23 protein-coding genes are annotated in these 21,918 nt (G+C 65.1%); 7 read left to right on the top strand and 16 right to left on the bottom strand.

The genetic code is table 11. The features are described 5' to 3' along the window. Positions 1-158: 158 nt before the first annotated feature. Entirely contained in the window at positions 159-1,244 is a 1,086-nt protein-coding gene (locus AC0L2O_RS09110) for a 3-deoxy-7-phosphoheptulonate synthase (protein WP_409188919.1), read from the top strand. 54 nt (positions 1,245-1,298) lie between these two features. Here AC0L2O_RS09110 and AC0L2O_RS09105 read toward each other — a convergent pair whose 3' ends face one another. The 3 genes from AC0L2O_RS09105 to epmA are packed head-to-tail and all read right to left on the bottom strand — an operon-like array spanning position 1,299 to position 3,750. Further along, complete coding sequence (locus tag AC0L2O_RS09105) at positions 1,299-1,550, bottom strand: hypothetical protein (protein ID WP_369723895.1); 252 nt, start codon at positions 1,548-1,550, stop codon at positions 1,299-1,301. 44 nt (positions 1,551-1,594) lie between these two features. After that, complete coding sequence (locus AC0L2O_RS09100; protein ID WP_369723897.1) at positions 1,595-2,689, bottom strand: lysine-2,3-aminomutase-like protein; 1,095 nt, start codon at positions 2,687-2,689, stop codon at positions 1,595-1,597. Beyond that, positions 2,686-3,750 carry an EF-P lysine aminoacylase EpmA gene (epmA, locus tag AC0L2O_RS09095; RefSeq protein ID WP_473369482.1) on the bottom strand — a complete coding sequence of 355 codons (1,065 nt, stop codon included), beginning with the start codon at positions 3,748-3,750 and terminating at the stop codon, positions 2,686-2,688. Before epmA ends, AC0L2O_RS09100 begins: the two co-directional genes overlap by 4 nt. A gap of 162 nt (positions 3,751-3,912) precedes the next feature. On the opposite strand from epmA, the gene efp reads away from it, so the two are divergent. From efp to AC0L2O_RS09080, 3 genes are all read left to right on the top strand, one after another. Continuing rightward, a complete protein-coding gene (gene efp, locus AC0L2O_RS09090) occupies positions 3,913-4,479 on the top strand; it encodes an elongation factor P (protein WP_369723901.1) in 567 nt (188 codons plus the stop codon). Positions 4,480-4,518: 39 nt separating this feature from the next. Next, positions 4,519-6,120, top strand: coding sequence for a M23 family peptidase (locus AC0L2O_RS09085; RefSeq protein WP_473369481.1), 1,602 nt, complete (start codon positions 4,519-4,521; stop codon positions 6,118-6,120). Between the two features lie 158 nt (positions 6,121-6,278). After that, the gene (locus tag AC0L2O_RS09080) at positions 6,279-7,187 is read left to right on the top strand and encodes an amino acid ABC transporter substrate-binding protein (protein WP_473369480.1); all 909 of its coding nucleotides are present in this window, start codon (positions 6,279-6,281) and stop codon (positions 7,185-7,187) included. Positions 7,188-7,241: 54 nt separating this feature from the next. Here the strand turns inward: AC0L2O_RS09080 and AC0L2O_RS09075 are convergent, their stop codons facing one another. Beyond that, a complete protein-coding gene (locus AC0L2O_RS09075) occupies positions 7,242-7,745 on the bottom strand; it encodes a cupin domain-containing protein (RefSeq protein WP_409188924.1) in 504 nt (167 codons plus the stop codon). Positions 7,746-7,766: 21 nt separating this feature from the next. Then, a complete protein-coding gene (locus tag AC0L2O_RS09070; protein WP_473369479.1) occupies positions 7,767-8,246 on the bottom strand; it encodes a carboxymuconolactone decarboxylase family protein in 480 nt (159 codons plus the stop codon). Between the two features lie 54 nt (positions 8,247-8,300). Between AC0L2O_RS09070 and AC0L2O_RS09065 the strand changes: the two genes are divergently transcribed. Beyond that, positions 8,301-8,828, top strand: coding sequence for a MarR family winged helix-turn-helix transcriptional regulator (locus AC0L2O_RS09065; RefSeq protein ID WP_409188926.1), 528 nt, complete (start codon positions 8,301-8,303; stop codon positions 8,826-8,828). Here AC0L2O_RS09065 and AC0L2O_RS09060 read toward each other — a convergent pair. From AC0L2O_RS09060 to AC0L2O_RS09050, 3 genes are all read right to left on the bottom strand, one after another. Beyond that, on the bottom strand, positions 8,825-8,998 hold the full coding sequence (locus AC0L2O_RS09060; protein ID WP_473369478.1) for a hypothetical protein: 174 nt from the start codon (positions 8,996-8,998) through the stop codon (positions 8,825-8,827). The two genes, AC0L2O_RS09065 and AC0L2O_RS09060, sit on opposite strands and share 4 nt — an antisense overlap. A gap of 83 nt (positions 8,999-9,081) precedes the next feature. After that, positions 9,082-9,333 carry a hypothetical protein gene (locus tag AC0L2O_RS09055; RefSeq protein ID WP_473369477.1) on the bottom strand — a complete coding sequence of 84 codons (252 nt, stop codon included), beginning with the start codon at positions 9,331-9,333 and terminating at the stop codon, positions 9,082-9,084. Between the two features lie 58 nt (positions 9,334-9,391). Continuing rightward, positions 9,392-9,646, bottom strand: coding sequence for a hypothetical protein (locus tag AC0L2O_RS09050; RefSeq protein WP_473369476.1), 255 nt, complete (start codon positions 9,644-9,646; stop codon positions 9,392-9,394). Between the two features lie 135 nt (positions 9,647-9,781). Here AC0L2O_RS09050 and AC0L2O_RS09045 point away from each other — a divergent pair, with 135 nt between their 5' ends. Next, positions 9,782-11,011, top strand: a complete 1,230-nt coding sequence (locus AC0L2O_RS09045; protein ID WP_473369475.1) for a lytic murein transglycosylase — start codon at positions 9,782-9,784, stop codon at positions 11,009-11,011. A gap of 136 nt (positions 11,012-11,147) precedes the next feature. Here AC0L2O_RS09045 and AC0L2O_RS09040 read toward each other — a convergent pair whose 3' ends face one another. From AC0L2O_RS09040 to recJ, 3 genes are all read right to left on the bottom strand, one after another. Then, positions 11,148-11,939 (bottom strand): aldolase, encoded by a 792-nt coding sequence (locus AC0L2O_RS09040; protein WP_473369474.1) that lies wholly within the window; start codon positions 11,937-11,939, stop codon positions 11,148-11,150. Positions 11,940-12,051: 112 nt separating this feature from the next. Further along, entirely contained in the window at positions 12,052-12,858 is an 807-nt protein-coding gene (locus tag AC0L2O_RS09035) for an SDR family NAD(P)-dependent oxidoreductase (RefSeq protein WP_473369473.1), read from the bottom strand. Positions 12,859-12,910: 52 nt separating this feature from the next. Further along, positions 12,911-14,752, bottom strand: coding sequence for a single-stranded-DNA-specific exonuclease RecJ (gene recJ / locus AC0L2O_RS09030; RefSeq protein ID WP_409188932.1), 1,842 nt, complete (start codon positions 14,750-14,752; stop codon positions 12,911-12,913). Between the two features lie 285 nt (positions 14,753-15,037). On the opposite strand from recJ, the gene AC0L2O_RS09025 reads away from it, so the two are divergent. Next, complete coding sequence (locus AC0L2O_RS09025; RefSeq protein WP_473369472.1) at positions 15,038-16,120, top strand: methyl-accepting chemotaxis protein; 1,083 nt, start codon at positions 15,038-15,040, stop codon at positions 16,118-16,120. A 172-nt stretch (positions 16,121-16,292) separates the two neighbouring features. On the opposite strand, the gene AC0L2O_RS09020 is transcribed toward AC0L2O_RS09025, so the two are convergent. From AC0L2O_RS09020 to AC0L2O_RS09000, 5 genes are all read right to left on the bottom strand, one after another. Beyond that, positions 16,293-17,297 (bottom strand): 4-hydroxythreonine-4-phosphate dehydrogenase PdxA, encoded by a 1,005-nt coding sequence (locus AC0L2O_RS09020; RefSeq protein ID WP_473369471.1) that lies wholly within the window; start codon positions 17,295-17,297, stop codon positions 16,293-16,295. Then, positions 17,294-18,832 carry a tripartite tricarboxylate transporter permease gene (locus tag AC0L2O_RS09015; protein ID WP_369723927.1) on the bottom strand — a complete coding sequence of 513 codons (1,539 nt, stop codon included), beginning with the start codon at positions 18,830-18,832 and terminating at the stop codon, positions 17,294-17,296. Before AC0L2O_RS09015 ends, AC0L2O_RS09020 begins: the two co-directional genes overlap by 4 nt. A 12-nt stretch (positions 18,833-18,844) precedes the next feature. Continuing rightward, on the bottom strand, positions 18,845-19,327 hold the full coding sequence (locus tag AC0L2O_RS09010; RefSeq protein ID WP_473369470.1) for a tripartite tricarboxylate transporter TctB family protein: 483 nt from the start codon (positions 19,325-19,327) through the stop codon (positions 18,845-18,847). Between the two features lie 277 nt (positions 19,328-19,604). After that, positions 19,605-20,597: a tripartite tricarboxylate transporter substrate binding protein gene (locus tag AC0L2O_RS09005; RefSeq protein ID WP_409188935.1), complete on the bottom strand. Its 993-nt coding sequence runs from the start codon at positions 20,595-20,597 to the stop codon at positions 19,605-19,607. Between the two features lie 53 nt (positions 20,598-20,650). Further along, positions 20,651-21,910 (bottom strand): CaiB/BaiF CoA transferase family protein, encoded by a 1,260-nt coding sequence (locus AC0L2O_RS09000; protein ID WP_473369469.1) that lies wholly within the window; start codon positions 21,908-21,910, stop codon positions 20,651-20,653. Between the last annotated feature and the right edge of the window lie 8 nt (positions 21,911-21,918).

The raw sequence follows: 21,918 nt of genomic DNA, 5'->3' as shown, positions 1-21,918 counted from the left end.
CCTCGTCACCAGCTACTTTTGGTACTTTAGCTACGACAGCTCGCTGGCGGCAGGAGGATCGCGCTCAATCTGAAACATTGCAGCAAACGTCCGAACAGCCGCCAGACCTGGCGGCTTTTTTATTGGCCGGCAGGTTCTCAAAATGACAGGAGCCCGCCGTGCTGAGCACGACCGACGATCTTCGTATCCGCGAACTGAAAGAGCTAAGCACGCCGGAAGAGGTGATGCGGGAAGTCCCGCGCACGCTCACCGCGACGCGTGTGGTGATGGCGTCGCGCAACGCTATCCATGCCATCCTCAATGGCCAGGACGACCGGCTTCTGGTCGTGGTCGGCCCCTGCTCGGTGCATGACCCCAAGGCTGCGATCGAATATGCGGAGCGCCTTGCTACGTTGCGCGAGGACCTCGCCGACCAGCTCGAGATCGTGATGCGGGTGTATTTCGAGAAGCCGCGCACCACCGTCGGCTGGAAGGGCCTGATCAACGATCCCGATCTCGACGGCAGCTTCGACATCAATAAGGGCCTGCGGCTGGCGCGCAACGTGCTGTCGGCCATCAACAATCTCGGCCTGCCCGCCGGCGCCGAATTCCTCGACATGACGACGCCGCAATATATCGCCGACCTCGTGTCCTGGGCCGCGATCGGCGCGCGCACCACCGAGAGCCAGATCCATCGCGAGCTGGCCTCGGGGCTGTCCTGTCCGGTTGGCTTCAAGAACGGCACCGACGGCAATGTGCGGATCGCGGCGGACGCAGTGAAATCGGCCTCGCACCCGCATCATTTCATGGCCGTGACCAAGCGCGGCCGTTCGGCGATCGCCTCAACCGCCGGCAACGAGGACTGCCACATCATCCTGCGCGGCGGCAGCAAGCCGAACTACGATGCCGAAAGCGTCGCGGCGGCCTGCAACGAGCTGGCGAAATCCGGCGTCGCGCCGCTCGTCATGGTGGACGCGAGCCACGCCAATTCGAGCAAGAAGCCGGAGAACCAGCCGCTGGTCACCGCGGACATCGCCGGCCAGATTTCCGGCGGCGAGAACCGCATCATGGGCGTCATGATCGAGAGCAACCTGGTCGCCGGCCGGCAAGACGTCGTGCCCGGCAAGCCGCTCACCTACGGCCAGAGCATCACCGACGGCTGCATTGACTGGGCGACCACGGCAAGGGTGCTCGAGCAGCTTGCCGACGCCGTCGAGATCCGACGTAACATACGGCGCGCCGGGCTGAACGAGCGCTCAGCCTAGATGTGAACGCGGGCGGGGCGATGCTGTTCGCGCCCTGCCCGCAATCGGCGCGGCTCAGCAGCCGCGGCAGATGCTCTTGATCTTCTTGTCGAGCGCCTGGTTTTCCTTGCTCAGGGGATCGTTCGGATCGCTCGGATTCTTCTCGCTGGGCACATCGCTGGGGCGCACCTGGCGATGACCGACCGGCGCCGGCGGTGGCGAGCCGGATGTGGCGCCGCCCGACGTCGATCCCTTGGTGCCGGTTTGCGCGACCGCCACGCCGCCAAGCAGGACCACGAGCGATGCGGCCACAATGATCTTCTTCATTTCATTCCTCCATTCCTCAACCCGCCGTTACCCCCCGTCACCGCTCAGGTCTCGGGCGGATAGAGGTGAACGTCGCCGCAATAGTCGATGATACGATAGCGCGTTTCCGGCGCCGCATCACGTATGTCGGGTGCGGTATTTTGCGCCGCCAACACATAATTCGGCCCCACTGGCGACTTGCCCGCGCCGCCGGGAATGTCGATGACGTAATCAGGCTGGCACAGTCCCGACACCCGTCCACGCAACTGCCGCATCAACTCCTGTCCCTGCGCCAGAGTGGTGCGCAGGTGCGCAGTACCCGGCGCGAGATCGCCGTGATGCAGGTAATAGGGCTTGATCCGGCATTCGACGAAAGCTCGCATCAAATCCGACAGAGCCGTGCTGTTGTCATTGACGCCGCGCAAAAGCACGGACTGGCTCACCATGGGAATTCCGGCATCGACGAGCCGCGCGCAGGCGGCGCGCGCGGCCGGCGACAGCTCGCGCGCATGGTTGGCATGCAGCGCGACCCATGTGGTCGCGCCCGTCACCTTCAGCGCAGCGACCATGTCGTCGCTGATGCGCGCTGGCTCAGCCACGGGCACGCGGGTGTGAAGGCGGATGATCTTGACGTGATCGATACGAGCGAGATCGGTCATGATCTCGCTCATGCGCCGCGACGACAGCATCAGCGGATCGCCACCGGTCAGGATCACCTCCCATATCTCGCGGTGCGAACGAATGTAATCGATCGCAGCGCGGTAGGCGCTGTCCGAGAGCGCATTCTCCTTGCCCGGGCCGACCATCTCGCGACGGAAGCAGAAGCGGCAATAGACCGCGCAGACATGAACGAGCTTGAACAGCACCCGATCGGGATAGCGATGCACGATGCCGGCGACCGGCGAATGCGGGTGATCGCCGATCGGATCGGCGTTCTCGCCCGGCTGCAGCTCCAGCTCTGCGGCCGTGGGAACGAACTGCCGGGCAATAGGATCATCGGGATCGGAACTGTCAATCAGCTCGACCAGCGCGGGCGTGATCGCGACCGCATAGCGCGCGGCGACGCGCTCGAGCGCCGGCAGCGCTTCGGCGGGTGCAAGATGCTCGGCCACGAGCTCGGCCGGCTCGCGCAGTGTTCGTGCCAGATTGGTCTTCGTCATGTCTCGCTTGTCGTTTCATCTGCGGGCGGCGTCCACACCACCTGGTCAATCCGTGTTGCGCCGCTCGCCAGCATGACCAGTCGGTCGAAGCCGAGCGCGACGCCGCTCGCCTCGGGCATCGCGGCAACCGCCGTGAGAAAATCCTCGTCCAGCGGATAGGCCTCGCCATAGCGACGCAGCTTCTCCGCCATCGATTCCGTGAAGCGGCGGCGCTGCTCGGCCGCGTCGGTCAACTCGCCAAAGCCGTTGGCGAGCTCGACGCCGCAGGCATAGATCTCGAAACGCTGCGCCACCCGCGGGTCGTCGGCCTTTGTGCGCGCCAGCGCCGCCTCTGGAGATGGGTATTCGAACAGTATGGTCAAACGCCCCTGCCCCAGATGCGGCTCGACATGCTCGACCAGAACCTTGCTGAAGACATCCGACCAGGTGTCGTCCTCCGCGACGCGGACCTTGCCGGCGGCCGCTTCTGCAAGTGCGGCCCGATCTCCTTGGTCGCCTGAAATGGTGGCAAGCAGGTCGATCCCGGCGAACCGCTCAAAGGCGCTGGCAACGGTCAGAAGCTCCGGCACGGCAAAGGGATCGGCGGTGCGGCCGCGGAAGGCGAAGGTCCCGATCCCGGTCGCCTGCGCCGCATGGGCGATCACGACGACACAATCGGCCATGATGGCATCATAGGGCGCGCCGGCCCGGTACCATTCCAGCATGGTGAATTCGGGCAGATGCAGGTCGCCGCGCTCGCGGTCGCGGAACACCCGGGCGAATTCGACGATTCGGGGCTCACCGGCTGCCAGCAGCTTCTTGCAGGCGAATTCCGGGGACGTTCGCAGGTAACGCCTGGCACGGCTGCCGCCGGGACGCACGATCTCGGTGTGCGGGGCGTGGAGATGGGTCTCGTTGCCGGGAGAGATCTGAAGGACGGAGGTTTCGACCTCGACGAAGCCCTGTTCGGCAAAAAAGCCCCGTAGAGCCCCGGTGATCGCCCCCCTCGCCTGGAGGAACGGCCGGCGGTCCAAGTGTCGCGAGGGGGACCAGAACGGCGAAATCGGCTTGTCCCCAGCCATCAACCGACCGCTCCGCAGGCCAGCAAAATGCTGGCATTCAACGACAAAATGCGTATGTTGCGGCCCGAAACGGGCGCCAAGGTCTGATTTGAGGCCCCAGGTCCCCCATCAATTTGATCACGTCCTGGCCGGTGCCGGGCCAAGCAAGCAGGAAATATCGCTTTGAGAGTCATCGCCAGTTCTATTCGCAAGGGCAACGTGATCGAGCAAGACGGCAAGCTATATGTCGTCGTGACCGCCGAGAACATCCATCCCGGCAAGGGAACTCCGGTCAGCCAGATCGAAATGCGCCGAATCTCGGACGGGGTAAAGATCTCCGAACGCTACAAGACCACCGACCAGGTCGAGAAGGCCACGATCGAAGAGCGCAACTACACCTTCCTGTATGAAGATGGCGACGGCTACCACTTCATGAACCCCGAGAGCTACGACCAGGTCCAGGTCTCCAAGGACGTCATCGGCGACGCGGCGGCGTATCTTCAGGAGGGCATGACCGTCAAGCTGTCGCTGCACGGCGCCAACCCGGTCTCGATCTCGCTGCCCCAGCGGGTGACGCTGGAAGTGGTCGAAACCGAGCCCGTGACCAAGGGCCAGACCGCCTCCTCCTCCTACAAGCCCGCCGTGCTCTCGAATGGCCTGCGCACCACCGTGCCGCCGCATATCGCGGTCGGTACCCGCATCGTGGTGATGACCGAAGACGGCTCCTACTCCGAACGCGCCAAGGACTAAGCGAGGGATCACAACAGGTGACCGCCGGGGGGCGAGACAGTGGGTAGGAAGGCTTTCCGCTTCGTCTCGCAAGCCCTGGCGTCGCTTTCGTTGCTTACCGCCAACCCGCTGGCTGCGGATGAATTGCGCAGCCCCTCACTCACGGCGCTGCGGGTCGATTGGCGCGCAGCGCTCGACCAGCTCCGCACCGAGATCAACAGCCACCCCCAGATCGCGGGCGACTTCGTCTTCGTGCCCCGCCGCACGGTACCGCGCTACGATCCGCGGGCGATGCCGGCGCTGGTGCAGCTCAACGCCGTCTCCTCGCAATTCTTCGCAGGCATCGCGCGAAGCGCTGTCCCGGTGCTGCTGCCGTTCGATGCCGCCGCATATCTGGAAGGCCGGCGCAACGGCACGCCATCGAGCCTGTCGCTGTCGCGCTACGAGGCCGATTTCAACCCCGTCGACATGTTCGACGCCGGACCCGCCGGCTATAGCGCCAGCTTCTCGTTCGAACCTGGTGCCGGCGACGGCATGCCGAGCCGCGTGTTTGCGAAGCCGGTCGAGGTGCAGATCACGGGATCGGCGCTCATCTACGACATCGCCGATCCCTCCGGCGGCAAGGGCGAGCCGGTCAAGCCGCTCGCGGCGGTCTATCCGGACCTGCGCAAGTTCATTCGCGAAGGCTATGTGCGTTACGCCTTCTCCCGCTTCGGCGTCGCTTATGTCGTATCCATCCAGTGCCTGGACAGCGTCGCAAAACCGCGGCGGCTCGCCTGCAAGGAAGCCTATCCGGTTGCCGAGCGCTTCCTGAAGGCGCTGCACGTTGCCGGCGGCCAGCGTATGCGCCCGCTGGCGGATGTTGCCTCCGACGTCCTCGATCGTCCTATCGCGCGCTCGGCGGATTTCAGCTACCGGCCGAGCGGCGACATCATCCCGAACACCGGCTATCGCAAGCAGGGCGGCCATCCCGACGTGATAGCCTATGCCCAGATCCGTTTTCCGCTGGAAAAGGCGCCTGCCTTCGTGCGCTCGCAATCCTACGCCAAGCGTGACAAGAACGACGGCCCGACCGCGTATCCCTGGCGCGACAATTTCTGCGAGTCCCGCAGCTTTGAAGTCTGGCAATGCGGCGGCGGTTACGGCCATCAGGGCGAAGACATCCGTGCCGCCGATTGTCCGCCGCCAAGCGACGGCCAAGCCCCCTGCGATCCCAGGCAGCGCGGCGTGGTTGCGGTGCGCGACGCAATCGTGATCCGCGGCTCCAAGGACCAGGCCGCCACACTCGAGATCAACAGCCGCACCGAGCACATCCGCTTCCGCTACATGCACATGAACCCGCAGACCATGAACGCCGACGGCCTGCTCAACGGCCGCATGGTCGTTGAGGGCGAAAAGATCGGCGTTGTCTCGAACTATCTCGACCATCCCGCCGGCACCTCCATGCACCTGCATTTCGACGTCCAGGTGTTCACCCGCGACGGCTGGATCTGGGTCAGCCCCTACGCCACCCTGGTCTCGGCCTACGAGCGTTTGATCCGCGCCCGCGGCCGCGAGATCGGCCCGGAGATCGCGGTCACCGCGCAGCCCGTCGCGCATGCGCTGCCCGAGGACGTGGTCAAGCCCGACCAGCGCGAGGGATCGAGCGGCGAGGAGAATTGAGGCGCCGCTCGCGCCGCCAGCAGCCTCGCCGACGTCTTTGATGACGCCAATCCCGGCAGCAAGGCGGGACCGTATTTCGGCCGCGCCCGCATCACGCAACCTTCTCTGGCCTCAGAATTGCTTGGCTCCCGCCAGGCAATCAGGATGAAGGGAAGCATATGCGTTGTCTCACCACGGTGGCCATTTTGGCCGTCGCGCTCGCCACGCCGATTCATGCACAGGAATTGAGCGGCACGCTGAAGAAGATCAAGGAGACCGGCGCGATCACGCTCGGGATCCGCGACAGTGCCGTGCCCTTCAGCTACATCGACGACAAGCAGAAGATCGTCGGCTACGCCGTCGACATCTGCATGAAGATCGTCGACGAGATCAAGGCCGAGCTCAAACTCGACAAGCTCGAGGTCAACCAGAACATCGTCACATCCTCCACCCGCATTCCGCTGATGGCGAACGGCACCGTCGATCTCGAATGCGGCTCGACGACCAACAACGCCGACCGCCAGAAGCAGGTGTGGTTCACCAACACGCATTTCCTGACGGCGAGCCGCTTCGTGTCCAAGAAGGCGCTGAAGCTCGATCAGGTTGACGACCTCAAGGGCAAGTCCGTCGTCTCGGTCTCGGGCACGACCAACATCACTCAGCTCAACAAGGCCAATGCGGCCCGCTCGCTGGGTATCACGGTGATGAACGCCAAGGACGTGCCGGAAGCATTCCTGATGGTGGAGACCGACCGCGCTGTTGCATTCGTCATGGACGACATCCAGCTTGCGGCGATGATCGCCTCGTCGAAGGAACCGTCGCTGTACGCGATCAGCACGGGTGCATTTTCCGATCCGGAGCCCTATGGCATCATGCTGCGCAAGGACGATGTACCGTTCAAAACCGTCGTCGATCGGGCAACCGCCAAGCTCTACAAGAGCCCCGAAATCGAGACGATCTACAACAAATGGTTCATGGAGCCGGTGCCGCCGCGCGGCCTGAACTTCCACGTGCCGATGCCAGCCTCGCTCAAGAAGTCGTTCGAGCACCCGTCCGACAATCCCGATCCCGGATCTTACGCGGGATGACGACAACTTGGAATGTGTAGCCCGGATCGAGCGAAGCTCACTCCGGGCTACGGTTCACTCCAGATACGTCGTGAGCTGCGCACCCTCGTCAGCCACAAACACGGCAATCAGTTCGGCCGGCTCCGTGGCGCTCGCATTCGCCGAGACCAGATGCGTCGCGCCTGGCGGTTCGAAGAAGGATTGGCCGACCCCAAACGTCTCGACCGGGCCGCCGCCGAGCTGTGAGCGAATCTCGCCCTTGGTGATGTAGGCCGTGACCGAGCCCGCGTGACGATGCGGCCGTGAAAATCCGCCGGGGCCATAGAACACGCGCACGATGGTGACGCGCTTGCCGGGCACGTTGGGCAGCGCGTAGGAGCCGATCGGCTCCACCCTGTCGAGCGGCGAACTCTCGGCGGCGGTCGCGCAGAGCGGCGCGAGCACCCCGGAGACCGTATCCATCGTCGCCGGGAGGGTCTTGCCGATCGCCAGCGCGCCAGCGAGTCCGCCGATGACGGCGAACCCTACCGAGCGCGAACGCGATCGCCACGGCGCAGCCGTCAGATTCATTGCGGTCATGTTGACCTCCCTTTGTCGCAATCAGGACGCCGCGGGATTGGCCGCGGCGGGTCGCTTCGGCGGCGTCCAGCGATACGCCGCGCCAAATCGGTTCCATACGTTGATCGAGGCGATCGCCGAGGTCAGATAGGTCAGCTCGGTCTCGGAGAATTCGCCCTGCACCTCGGCATAGATCTCATCACCGAAGCCATCCGGCAACAGGGTCAGGGCTTCGGTCCAGGCCAGTGCCGCGCGCTCGCGCGCCGAGAAGATCGGTGCCTCGCGCCAGACCGCGACCAGACGGAGTTTGTCGACGGGCACGCCGAGCCGTTCGGAGAGCAGAACGTGATGCTGGACGCAAAAGGCGCAGCCGTTGATCTGCGAGGCGCGCAACTTGACCAGCTCGAGAAGCTGCTTGTCCAGGCCGGCCTTGGCCGCAACCTGGCCCAGCGCGAGCACCAGCTCATACGCATCGGGCGCAATCCTCTTGAAATCCTCGTATTCGCTGCGGGCGTGTGACATCGCCGTTCACCTCGTGTTATTGTAAGGCTGCTTACATCTTATAAGAGCTCTTACATGGTACGCAAGCCGGCTGGCATCACGAAATCGCAACCGCGGCAGAAGGCGCCCAAGGCGGCCGCTTCGGTGCACGTGCCCGCCCCCGGCGAAGGCAAGCGTGGCGAGCAAGGCTATCTCGGCTATCTGCTGCGCCAGGCACACGCCGCGGTGCGGCTCAAGATGGAGCGAACGTTGGCCGATCTTGGCGTGACGTCGCCGCAATTCGCCGTGCTGACCATGCTGAACGCCTATCCGGGCCTGTCCGGTGCCGACGTCGCCCGCCTCACCTTCCTGACGCCGCAGACCGTCGGGGTCATCATTCGCAATCTCGAACGCGACGGCGCCATCGAGATGACACCGCATCCCGTCCACGGCCGCATCCAGCAATGGACGCTGACGCCGCGCGGAGCAACGCTGCTGAAAGCCTGCCGGGAGCGTGTCATCGCGCTGGAAAAGCGCCTCGTGGCCGGGCTCGACAGCAAGGCCGAGGCCGCAATCCGGCGCTGGCTCGCCGACGTCGCGATCGAGTTGCAGAACGAGGGTTAGTCGCCTGCTCCGTCACCCGCATCGCCGTCTGAAAAGTCTCCGAAGCCGGCATCGTCGCCGCCTTGAATGCCTCGGTCGAAATTCTCCGCAATGATCGTCAGGATCACAACGAACAGCCCTGCGCCGAAGGGCCAGGGATTGGCACGAATGAGGTCGAGCAGCTCCCGCATGCGCGCATCTTGCGCAGATGAACGCGAACGGACCGTAAAGTAGCGGGCCGAAAGTTTGCGGCTTGCGAACTTGCGGAAGGACTCTACCCGCCACTTAATTCATGCTTAACCTCGCCCTGCGGCCAGGTCTCGTCAGCCCCGATCACGCGCACACGGCTTTGATCGGTGGCATTCACCAGCACGTGCGAACTCACCTGGTCGCCGCTCGGCTCCAGCTGCAAATCCGTTTCGGGATTCCAGCTCAGCGTGGTCGCGAGATCCCCGGGAAAAATCTGCCACTGGGATCCGTCGTCCAGCTCGACGACGTGGCTTTCAGCATGTGCGCGTATCTTCATTCCACCCCAAAGCCTTCCGGGAAGAGTGGGCCCCGGCGACCGCCGGGGCCCTGCCTCATCAATCGTTGTCGTGATGGATCACGGTCTTGCTGCGGTTGCCGAGTTCATCTTCCTTCTTGATCACGGTGGTACGGTCGGCGGGGGCACGCTCCTTGACGATCGTGGTGCGATCACGATCGCGATCACGATATTCGGGGGCCTGACCGACCGTCACGCCGGCGCCAACCGGGCCGACATGAACGCCGACTTCATCCGCGAACGCAGGGGCCGCGATGGCCGTGACCATGGCAGCGGCAAAAAGATACTTCCTCATTTCATGCTCCTCTCGGGTGGTGGGGAGGGAATGCGGGACCGCGACATTTTGTTCCGGGGAACGCCGGCGCGATGGCCTGTTCTTCATGTTCCTGGAACCGCTCACAGCGGCCATGTTTCCCGCTACAATGCGCGCATGAAACAAGCTGATTCCTTACTCAATCATACCCGCCGTTCCCTGCTCAAATCCGCGCTCGGCGCAGCTACCCTGCTCGCGTTCCCGACGCGCGTTCTTGCTTCGCCGCCCGGCTTCGATGAATGGCGCGAAGCTTTTCGCGCGCGTGCGATGGCCAAGGGCATTTCGGCTGCGACCTGGCAGCGCGCGATGGCGCGGGTCGAGCCCGACATGAGCGTGTTCAAGCAAATGCGCAACCAGCCGGAATTTCACGAGCAGGTCTGGCAATACATCAACCGCCGCGTCTCCGACTGGCGCATCATCAACGGCAAGATCGCGCTGAAGAACAACGAGGCGCTGTTCGCGCGCATCGAGCGCGATTTCGGCGTCGAGCGCGGCACACTGCTGGCGCTGTGGGGCGTCGAGTCGGCCTACGGCGATCCGCTCGTGCAGCAGAACCACATGACGCCGGTGTTTCCCTCGCTGGCCGCGCTCGCCTGGAACGAGCCGCGTCGCAAGGCCTATTGGGAAACCGAGCTGATGAACGCGCTGCGCATCGTCGACAAAGGCTGGAGCACGCCGGAGGAGATGCGGGGGTCCTGGGCCGGCGCGATGGGCCATTCGCAATGGATGCCGGAAGTCTGGCTCAATGTCGGCATCGACTATGACGGCGACGGCAAAGTCTCGCCATTCGGCAAACCCGACGACGCGCTGGGCTCGACGGCGAAATACCTCGTCAATCGCGGCAAGTGGCGCCGCGGCGAGCATTGGGGCTACGAGGTGCGCGCGTCCGGCGACATCAGCGGCAGCCGCACTTACGCGGCATGGGCATCGGCCGGCGTCACGCGCGCGGACGGGCAGCCGTTTCCGCAACCAAGCGCATCTGCGCAGATGTGGACGCCGGTTGCGGGCGGGCCGACGTTCCTGCTTGGACCGAATTTCAATGCAGTGAAAAGCTACAATCCCTCGATGAACTATGCGCTGGCGATCTGCCATCTCGGCGACCGCTGTCTGGGCGCGCAGCCCTTCATCCAGCCCTTCCCCGGTTCCGAGCGCGCGCTCACGCTCGCCGAAGTGCAGGAGATGCAGACGCGATTGACGAAGGCGGGATTCGACACCGGCGGCACCGACGGCCGCGTCGGCAACGACACGATGAAGGCGATCAAGGATTTTCAGCAGAAGGCCGGCATCTTGCCGGCCGACGGCTATGGCGGGCTGAAGGTCCTGGCCAAGCTGCGGCAGGGTGGATAGCAGCTCCCGTCATTCCGGGGCGCGCCGCTTGGCGCGAGCCCGGAATCCATTTTTCCGCCTCACCTGCTGCACGATGGATTCCGGGCTCGCGCTTCGCGCGCCCCGGAATGATGCCGTTGGCGACGCGCACTCCGCCTCAGTGCCGGTACTGCGGCTCCTCGGCATCGAGCTGGCGCCGGATCGCCGCGAGATGCAGCCGCGCGGATTCGGAATCGCCTTCACGCATCTGCTTGTAGGTGGCGGTCGCGATAGCGGGATCGACCGGCAAGACCTTGCGGCCCGTCGACATCGCCAGCACCTGCACTTCGGCCGCGCGCTCGAGGTAGTAGAGATCGTCCCAGGCGTCCGCGATGGTCGGCGCAAGCACCATCACGCCGTGATGTTTCATGAAGACGATGTCGGCGTCACCGACGGCGGAAGCGATGCGCGCGCCTTCGCGGTTGTCGAGCGCGAGGCCGTTGTAGTCGCGATCGACCGCCGTGCGCCCGTAGAATTTGAGCGCGGTCTGGCCCGCCCAGATCAGAGGATCGCCCTCCGTCATCGACAGTGCCGTCGCATAGGGCATGTGGGTATGGAAAGCGACCTTGGCGCGTGGCAAGCGCCTGTGCATCTCGGCGTGGATGTAGAAGGCGGTCGCCTCGGGCTCTCCTTCGCCGTCAAGCACATGGCCGTCGAAGTCGCAGATCAGGAGTTTAGACGCAGTCAGCTCGCGAAACGCGTAGCCATAGGGATTGACCAAAAAGAGATCGTCATGGCCGGGCACCACGGCCGAGAAGTGGTTGCAGATGCCTTCTTCGAAACCGTAGCGCGCCGCCATGCGGAAGCAGGCGGCGAGATCCTCGCGCGCGGTGCGGATCGCATCGCTGGCAAGGTCCGGCCGGTTCGAGCGAATAGGTGCTGGGGAGGAGGCGTGAAGGCCGTGCGCCATGGCGAAGGATAACCTCGTTCAGTCGTAAGCTGCCGGCCTTGTACAGGGCCGACACCTGCGCGTCAGCCCCTGCGGACGCCACCCTGCCCTTCACGCCTTGCGCGGCGGCTCGCTATCGGCGCGGTACGCCGCCCGCGTTCATGCCACCGTCAATGACGAGTTCGGTCCCGGTGACGTAGCGCGAGGCATCGGAGGCCAGATACAGCACGCCGCTGGCGATCTCGACCGCCTGCCCGGCGCGGCCGAGCGGCGTCACGACCCGGGCGCGCTCCTCGGGATCGATCGGCGCATTGGCCTGGTTGCCAGTCGCGCCGGTCGGGATTTTGCCCCAGATCGGCGTGTCGATGATGCCGGGGTGCACGGAATTGACGCGAATGCCGTCACCCGCCGCCGCGCACTCCATCGCGATCGATTTGGCGAACATCCGCACGCCGCCCTTGGTCGCCGAATAGGCGGACAGCCCGGGCGAGCCGCGCAGGCCTGCCAGCGAAGACATCATGACGATCGAGCCGCCGGCAGTCTTGCGCATCAGCGGCAGGCAATGCTTCACCGAGAGGAACACGCCGTCGAGATTGATTGCGTTCTGCTTGCGCCAATCGCTCAGCGTCATGTCGATGATCGAGGGCACGGCAATGCCGATGCCCGCATTGGAGACGAGAATATCGAGCCGGCCATAGCGCTTCGCGATTTCGGCAACGATCTCGATCCAGCGCTCCTCGGAGGTAACGTCCTGCTCCAGAAAAATCGCCTTGCCATCAGCCTTGGTGATGCGCCTGGCGAGCTCCGGTCCCCTCAACTCGTCGATGTCGGTGATGACGACGCTCGCGCCCTCGCGCGCGAACAGCTCGACGACCGCCTCGCCAATACCCGAAGCGCCGCCCGTCACCAGCGCGATCTTGCCTTCAACCTGTCCTGCCATGTTCACTCCCTTTCTTTTTGTTGCTTGAGCGATTTATCTTTTGCGCATGGCGCTATCTAATCACGGATGGCCCCTGATCCGGTAGCGCAACGTCGATCACGCGAAACTGCACGCGCTCGGCGCCCTGGTAACGGTCGACCGACAACGAACCCGCGACGTGCAATTGCTGCCCGCGATTGGCCACCAGTGCGTTGCCGAGCCTTTGACCGACCGAACGGAACGCAATGCCGTTGACGATCGCGCCGTCGCCCGACTTGAATCGCAGCCTTAAATGCGCCTGCCCGACCTCGTCGGCATAGATGAGCTGATGCGCCGGTAGCGCCAGCACGACTTCCGGATTGCCGCTGCCGAACGGACCTGCGCGGTTGAGCGTGGCGGCAAGCTCCGTCGTCACCGCGCGCGCGGAAACCGCGCCGTCAATGTAGAGTTCGTTGACATGACGTGCCTCCGCGACGTCGCGCGCCAGCGCGCTTTCGAGATAGGCGCGGAATTCGGCGAGCTTCTCCTTGCGCAGCGTCACGCCCGCGGCCATCGCGTGCCCACCGCCCTTCAGCAAGATGCCGTCGGTGACTGCCTGCCGCACCGCCTTGCCGAGATCGACGCCGGCGATCGAGCGGCCCGAACCGGTACCGATGCCGCCCGGCTCGAGCGCGATGGCGAAAGCGGGCCGCGAAAACTTCTCCTTCAGGCGCGAGGCGACGAGGCCGACCACGCCGGGATGCCAGCCTTCGGAGGCCGTGACGATGACGCCGAGCTTGTCCTCGAACCCTATCGAGGCAAGCGCCTCGGCTTCGGCCTGGGCTTCGGCGGCCTGCTCGATGACGCGGCGCTCGCTGTTGAGGCGGTCGAGCTCGGCGGCGATGCGCGCCGCCTCGACGCTGTCGCCTTCGAGCAAAAGCCGCACGCCGAGATCGGCGCGGCCGATGCGGCCGCCGGCGTTGATGCGCGGCCCCAGCATGAAGCCGAGATGCCAGGCCTCCGGCGGTCCGTTGAGTCGCGCCACGTCCATCAACGCGGTGTGCCCGACATGGTCGCGCCGCCGCATCGCGATCAGCCCCTTGGCGACGAAGGCGCGGTTGAGGCCAATCAGCGGTGCGACGTCGGCAACGGTGCCGAGCGCGACGTGATGTAGCATGCCGAGCAGATCGGGCTCGGGCATTTCGCTCGACCAAAAGCCGCGCTGGCGCAGTTCGCGGTTGACGGCGACCAGCGTCACCAGCACCAGGCCGACCGCGGCGAGATGGCCAAGGCCGGAGAGATCGTCGGGGCGGTTCGGATTGACCAGCGCGTCGACTTCAGGGAGATCGATCCCGGATTGGTGGTGATCGATCACGACCACGGACTGGCCGAGCCGCTTGGCTTCGGCCAGCGGCTCGATGCTGGTGGTGCCACAATCGACGGTGACGAGCAGCGTGGCGCCCTTCGCCGCCAGCGCGCGCACCGCCTCAGTGTTGGGGCCGTAGCCCTCGAAAATGCGATCAGGAATATGGATCAGCGGATCGAGCCCGCAGTGGCGCAAATGCCAGGCGAGCAGCGCCGCGGAGGTCGCGCCGTCGACGTCGTAGTCGCCGAAGATCGCGACCTTCTCGCCCTTCACCGCCGCATCGGCGATCCGCCTTGCCGCGGCCTCCATCTCGGTCACCGTGTAGGGGTCCGGCAACAATTTGCGGATGGTCGGGTCGAGGAAGTCGGCGACGGCATCGATGTCGACGCCGCGGCCGGCCAGCACCCGCGCCAACAGCTCCGGCAATTGGTGCCGCTGCACGATGGCGAGCGCCCTGGCCGCGCCGCGCGCATCGAGCCGGTCGCGCCAGAGCTTGTCGGTCAGCGAGCGCGCCACACCCAGGAAGGCCTGGGGCGCTTCGACGGGCAAGGCGGTAGCGGGCGGCGTCATGATGGGACTGACTGTTGGGGACTCTGGACCCGGGCGAACACGCACGCGCTCGGTCAACGGCTTCACGGGATTGGCCGGCAATCCGCCGCAGTTTGCAACGGCTCGGCCGCACAAAGCGGTGGATGGCCGCCTTAGCGGCGGGAGTGACTACCATTTAGGCACTCCGTCGAACAGCATATTAAGCGGGCGTTAGGTTGAATCCTCGAAAAAGACTCGTATTCGATCTGTGATTGGTTGTTCCGGGTTCGTTGCAGATCAGGCCTCATTGCCAAGGGAAATTACCCGATGTCTGCCGCGCTGAATTTGAAAGCCAAGCCGATTGCGAACGGAACCGCCGAGCCCGATGATGAGTCCGACATCTCGGGGCTGATCAACCGCCTCACCGCGGAGGTCAACCAGATCGCGGTCGACAAGACCAAGTCGATCCAGCAGATCACCAACCAGATGAAGATGCTGGCGCTGAACGCCCTGATCGAAAGCTCGCGCGCCGGAGCGCAAGGTGCGGGCTTCGCCGTGGTGGCGCAGGAGGTGCGCGGCGTCGGCCAGCAGGTCGAGACCATCGCGCGCGAGCTCGAAAGCCAGCTGACCAAGCGCACCGGCGATCTCGTCGCCTCGATCGAGCGGATGAGCCAGCGCTCGCGCGGCGAGCGCATGGTCGATTTGTCGCTGAACGCAATCGAACTGATCGACCGCAACCTTTATGAGCGCACCTGCGACGTGCGCTGGTGGGCCACCGATTCCGCCGTGGTCGACTGCGCGGCCGCGCCGAGCGCTGCCGCCGTCTCCCACGCCTCGCAGCGCCTGGGCGTGATCCTCGGCGCCTACACCGTCTATCTCGATCTCTGGCTCTGCGACCTCGACGGCAACGTCATCGCCAACGGTCGCGCCGACCGGTTTCGCGCCGTCGGCCAGAACGTCGCCCACACCAAATGGTTTCGCGAGGCCAAGGGCCTGCGCTCCGGCGACGACTATGTCGCCGGCGACGTCGAGAACCAGCCGCTGCTTGGCAACGCGCAGGTCGCGACCTACTGCGCCAGCGTGCGCGCCGGCGGCCAAGCCAATGGCGCGCCGATCGGCGTGCTCGCGATCCATTTCGACTGGGAGGCGCAGGCCCGCGCCATCGTGCAAGGCGTGCGCGTCGGCGACACCGACAAAGCCCGCGTGCTGCTGGTCGACTCCAATTTTCGCATCATCGCCGCCTCCGACGGCCAGGGTATCCTCAGCGAGCGCATCGCGCTGTCGCTGGATGGCCAGCGCTCCGGCTTCTATCACGACCGCACCGGCGCGCTGGTCGCCTTCCATGCGACGCCGGGCTACGAGACCTATCGCGGGCTCGGCTGGTATGGGGTGATTGTCTGCGGGGCGTGAGGCCAGAGTCGCCCTGCTCAATCACAAACCGCGAAAACAACCCCATGCACAGTAGCCAGAGGGTTGTTTTCGTTGGTGCTTTTTTGGCACGCGCCAAAGCGCTTTGACACGTCGGGCAAAACAGTGGCATTCTGCCATCATCCGACATCTGAAGCCGTGCCCGTTGCCGCAATCACGCGCGGCGACGCGCCGCCATCTCGGCTGCGAGCAGCACCGCGGCGCGGGTCGCGCCCGTTGACGCGATGCCCTGCCCTGCGATGTCGTACGCGGTACCGTGCGCCGGTGTGCAGATCGGAAACGGGAAGCCGCCGAGAAGAGTGACGCCGCGATCGAAGCCCATCAGCTTCATCGCGATCTGGCCCTGGTCGTGGTACATCGTCAGCACCGCATCGAAGTCTCCACGCTTGGCACGCAGGAACACGGTGTCCGCCGGGAACGGCCCCTGGACGGCGATGCCCTCGCGCTGGCCCGCCACGACCACTGGCGCGATGATGTCGATCTCCTCGCGGCCGAAATTGCCGCCGTCGCCTGCGTGCGGATTGAGGCCAGCGACCGCGATGCGCGGACGCGCAAAGCCGGCGTTGCGCATGCAGGCATCGGTGAGCTCGAGCGCGCGATGGATCCGTTCACTGGACAGACGCGCGGCGACGTCCTTGAGCGGAATGTGGGAGGTGACCCGCGCGTTCCAGAGCTCGCCCAGGACGTTGAACTCGCTTGCGGGGGTCTTGAGGCCGGCGACCTCGGCGGAGAACGCGATCTCGTCGTCATAGTCGGCGCGGGCAAGCCGCATCGCCTGCTTGTTGAACGGCGTGAAGCAGACGGCATCGACACGGCGATCACGGGCGAGCTCGAGCGCGTGCCGGTAGTTCGCCAGCGCGAATTTTCCGCCGGCAAGAGTCGCGGTTTTCGGCTCGACCTCTCTGGGATCGAGATGGCCGAGATCGACGAACAGCGTCTCACCTGCCGTCGCGCGAAGGTCGGCGTCGGGCTTCACCGTCGTCAGCTCCGGGGTGACGCCGGCGATACGGGCGCCCTCGTCGAAGATGCGGCGGTCGCCGATCACGACCAGCCGGCCGCGGGCGCGGACCTCGTCCAGCGCGACGATCTTTGCGGTCAGCTCCGGGCTGATGCCGGCGGGATCTCCCATGGCGAGAGCAATGAGCGGCTTTGCGATCATATGATCACCTTTTCCTGGCCGGTCGTCCCGGTGTCGCCTGGCGCGGGCTTGCGCAGCAATTGCGCGAGCTGGAGCACGAGCGGAAGCAGCAGCAGCGCGATTCCGGCGATCACCAGGCACGTCACCAGCTTGTTTGCGAAGAAGATCCCGAGCGATCCCTTGGACATCAGCATCGATTGCCGGAACGCGTCCTCGGCCTTGTCGCCGATGACGATCGCCAGCACCAGCGGCGCCAGCGGATAGAACAGCTTCTTGAAGAGATAGCCGACGATGCCGAAGCCGAGCATCATGACCACGTCAAGATACGAGTTCGAAACCGAATAGGCGCCGACCACGCAGATGATCACGATCAGGGGTGCGATGACCACGAAGGGAATCCGCATCAATGCCGCAAACACCGGAACGGTCAGCAGCACCAGCACAACCGCGACGATGTTGCCGACATACATTGACGCGATCAGGCCCCAGACGAAATCCTTCTGGTCGACGAACAGCATCGGCCCGGGATTGAGGCCCCAGATCATCAGCCCACCCATCATCACCGCCGCGGTGGCCGAGCCGGGAATACCGAGCGAGAGCATCGGCAGCAGCGCGCTGGTGCCGGCCGCGTGGTCGGCCGTCTCCGGCGAGATGATGCCCTCGACCTCGCCCGTGCCGAAATACCGACCACGTTTCGAGAAACGCCGGGCAATGCCGTAGCTCATGAAGGACGCCGCGGTCGGACCGCCCGGCGTGATCCCCATCCAGCAGCCGATCGCCGCGCTGCGTAGTAACGCGACGCCATGGCGCGGCAGGCGGCCGACGGCACGAAACACTTCGCGCCAGTCGATCCTGGAGGAGACGGCGCGGGCGTGAAACTCCTCTTCGACGGCGACCAGGAGCTCGCCGATGCCGAACAGACCCATCACCGCGACGACGAAGTTCACGCCCTTGACCAGCTCGTCGATGCCCATGGTGAGGCGCACGCTGCCGGACACTGTGTCGATGCCGATGGCGGCGATCGCAAAGCCGATCGCGAGCGCCACGACCGTCTTCATGGGCGCCGCGCCGCCCATGCCGACGAAGCTTGCGAACGCGAGGAAATACACCGCGAAATATTCCGGCGGCCCGAAGGCGAGCGCGACCTGCGCCACCCATGATGCGAGGAAGGTAATCAGAATGACGCCGACCAGCGCGCCAAAGGCCGCCGAACCGAAGGCGGTCGCGAGCGCCGTGGTCGGCCGCCCGTCACGTGCCATCGGGTAGCCGTCGAATGTGGTTGCGACCGAGGACGGCTCGCCCGGAATGTTGAACAGGATCGAGGTCACGGATCCGCCGAACAGCGCGCCCCAATACATGCTGGAGAGCAGGATGATGGCCGAGACCGGCTGCATGCCGAAAGTCAGAGGCAGCAGCAGCGACACGCCGTTCGGCGCGCCCAGCCCGGGCAGCACGCCGACGAGGATGCCGAGCAGCACGCCGACCACCATCAGCGCCAGATGCGGCACCGTGACAGCGATGGTGAAGCCGTGCAGGAGTTCACCGAGATTATCCATCGGCCTCTCTCCTCAGAAGCCAAACGCGGCAGCGAGTGCGCCGTGCGGCAGGCTGACCTGGAACATGCGCTCGAACACGACATAGAGCGCGACGGCGGTTGCCGCCGCCATCGCGAGCGAGCGAAGCAGCGATTGATGCCTGGGGATCGCCAGCACCGCGAAGATATAGAGGGCCGAGGCGAGATACATCCCGAGCAGCGGGATCGCGGCCACGAAGATCGCGGCGGGTACGAACAGGCCCGCAAGCCGGCGCAGCTCGGCCGGATTGATCGCGACGGGCACGCTTGCCAGTGTCACGGCCGGCAGCAGGCCGCGCGCCAGATTGTAGAGACTGCCGAGCACGATCACGAGGCCGGTCAGGAACGGAAACGTGCCGGAATCCACGCCCGCGCTCGACCAGCCGATGCCGTTGTCCAGGCTCTGGACCACCACGGCGACGCCAAAGCTGCCGGTGAGGACGGCGGTCGCAAATTCAAGGGCGCGGCGGGAGATCATCTGACGCTCCAGTCAGGTGGCGGGCAACGGCCGGTCGCGCACGACGCACGTGCTTTGCCCACCCGTAGTCGTCGTCCCGGCGAAGGCCGGGACCCATACCGCGTGATCTCTCGAGGAGGGTTGGTCGTGGTACCGAGCCGGATTCTAGTCTTCGTCACACTCCCCGCTGGGGTTATGGGTCCCGGCCTTCGCCGGGACGACGGCGGAGTTTGTGGCGCGATGGTCGAGATGCGGCCGAAAGCCATGCTCGCTTCAACGCAGATACAAGAGCCCCGCCTCACTTGAGCAGCCAGCCCTGCTCGCTCGCGACTTGTCTGAGATGCTCGAGGTCCTCCTTGATGAACTTGTCCAACTCGGCACCGGTCAGGAACGTGTCGATCTGCGAGGACTTTTCGATGTAGTCCTTCCATTCCGGCGTGGCCTGCACCTTCTTCATGAGGTCGACATAGTATGCCGCCTGTTCCGGCGTGACCTTGCCCGGCAGCCACACCGTGCGCGGCTGCTCGTATTGCTTGATGTCGAGGCCCTGCTCGACGCAGGTCGGAACGTCGCTCCAGCCCTCGGTCGCGGTGATCTTGGGTCCCTGCGGCAGACGCTTCGGGCTGAAGGCGCAGAGCGGGCGCTGCGTGCCGCCGCGCCACTGGCCGAGGCTTTCGCTGGGATTGTTGACGTGGGAATCGATATGCCCGCCGGCGAGCTGCACGGCGGCTTCGGCACCGCTCTTGAAGGGGATGTAGGTCAGCTTCACATGACCGACCTTCTCGATCATGCGGGTCAGGACTTCGTCGGTGTCCTTGGACTGCGCCCCGCCCATCTTGAAGTCACCCGTTGCCGCCGCCTTCAGATAATCGCCTGCGGTCTTGTAGGGCGCGTCCTGCTTGACCCAGAGCAGGAACTCATCCTGCGCCATGGCGGCGATCGGGGTCAGATCAGTGTAGTTGAAGGCGACCTTGGAGACGAGCGGCTGCTGCCAGGCATTGGACGTGCCGAAGATCACCTTGTAGGGATCGCCCGCGGACGCCTTGCCGTAGACATAGCCTTCCGCGCCGCTGCCGCCGGGCTTATTGACGACGACAATCGGCTGGTCCGTCAGCTTGTACTTGGTGATGATGTTCTGCACCGCGCGGGCGATATTGTCGGTGCCGCCGCCAGGACCTGCGGTTGCCACGAACTCGATCGGCTTCTGGGGTTGCCACGCCGCGAGCGCGGGCGCGCTGCCGGCGAGAGCTGCCGCACTGACGGACAACAGAAACAGAGACGTCCTACGCATGATTTCCTCCAACTGATTTTTTGTGATTTGTTCTCAGCCGTCTCGACGTCTGCTCAGGCGACGCGTTCCTTGCGCTCCCTGGATGCCGAAACGATTGCGCCTTCTTGTTCGAGCGCTTCGATCTGCTGTTGGTCGAACCCGTGCTCCGTCAGCACCTCGCGCGTGTGCTCGCCATACACGGGCGCGCCGGAGCGCACCTTGCCCGGTGTCTCCGAGAATTTGACGGGAAGTCCGATGGTCTTGACGGGGCCGAGCGTGGAATGCTCGACCTCGACGACCATCTCGCGCGCCAGCGTCTGCGGATCGCTGAGCGCCTCCAGCATGTCGTGCACGGGTCCGCAGGGCACGCCCTTCTCGTCCAGCGCCGCGAGCCAATGCGCGCGCGACCGGGTCCGGAAGCGCTCGCTCAGGACGGCTTCGAGCTCCTTCAGGTGCGCCATGCGATCGGCTCCCGTGACGAAGCGCGGATCGGAGGCGAGCTCGCTCGCGCCAAGCGCGTCCAGCATCAACAGCCAGTGCTTCTTGTTGGCGCCGCCGACCACGAGCCAGCCGTCGGACGCTTCAAAGGCCTGATACGGCGCATTGAGCGGATGCGCCGAACCCATCGCGCGCGGCGCGATGCCGGCGGCGAGCGCGATCGTGGATTGCCAATAGGTCTGCACCAGCGCCGCCTCATAGAGCGAGGTCTCGACCCACTGCCCTTCACCGGTCTTGAGACGATGCGTGTAGGCGGCCAGAATGCCCATGCTCGCGAGCAGCCCGGCGGTGATGTCCGACAGCGGCGGGCCGCACTTCACGGGCGGGCCATCGGGACGTTCGCCGGTAAAGCTCATGATGCCGCTCATCGCCTGCGCGACCAGATCGAATCCCCGGCGATCCTTGTAGGGACCGGTGCGGCCGAAGCCCGACAGCGAGCAATAGATCAGCGTCGGGAATTCTTCGTGCAGTGCCTTGTAGCCGAAGCCCAGGCGCTCCATCGCGCCCGGCGCGAAATTTTCCACCAGCACGTCGGCGTCCGCGACCAACCGGCGCAGCACGCGCTTGCCGCCCTCGGTCTTGAGATCGAGCACGATGCCGCGCTTGTTGCGGTTCATCATCAGGAACGATGCCGCCTCGTCGCCGATCTTGGGCGGCACCGAATGGCGGGTGTCGTCGCCGTTCGGCCACTTCTCGATCTTGATGACGTCAGCGCCCATGTCGGCGAGCATCAAGGTGCAGGTCGGCCCCGCCATGACATGGGTGAGATCAATGACCTTGAGGCCGGCGAGCGGTCCCATACGGCGGGAGGTGGATTGCGAACGGTCGCTTTGCATCGGCTGGC

This window comes from Bradyrhizobium sp. Kon10 (assembly GCF_055807395.1).
This window is presented reverse-complemented; position numbering and strand designations above follow the sequence as displayed.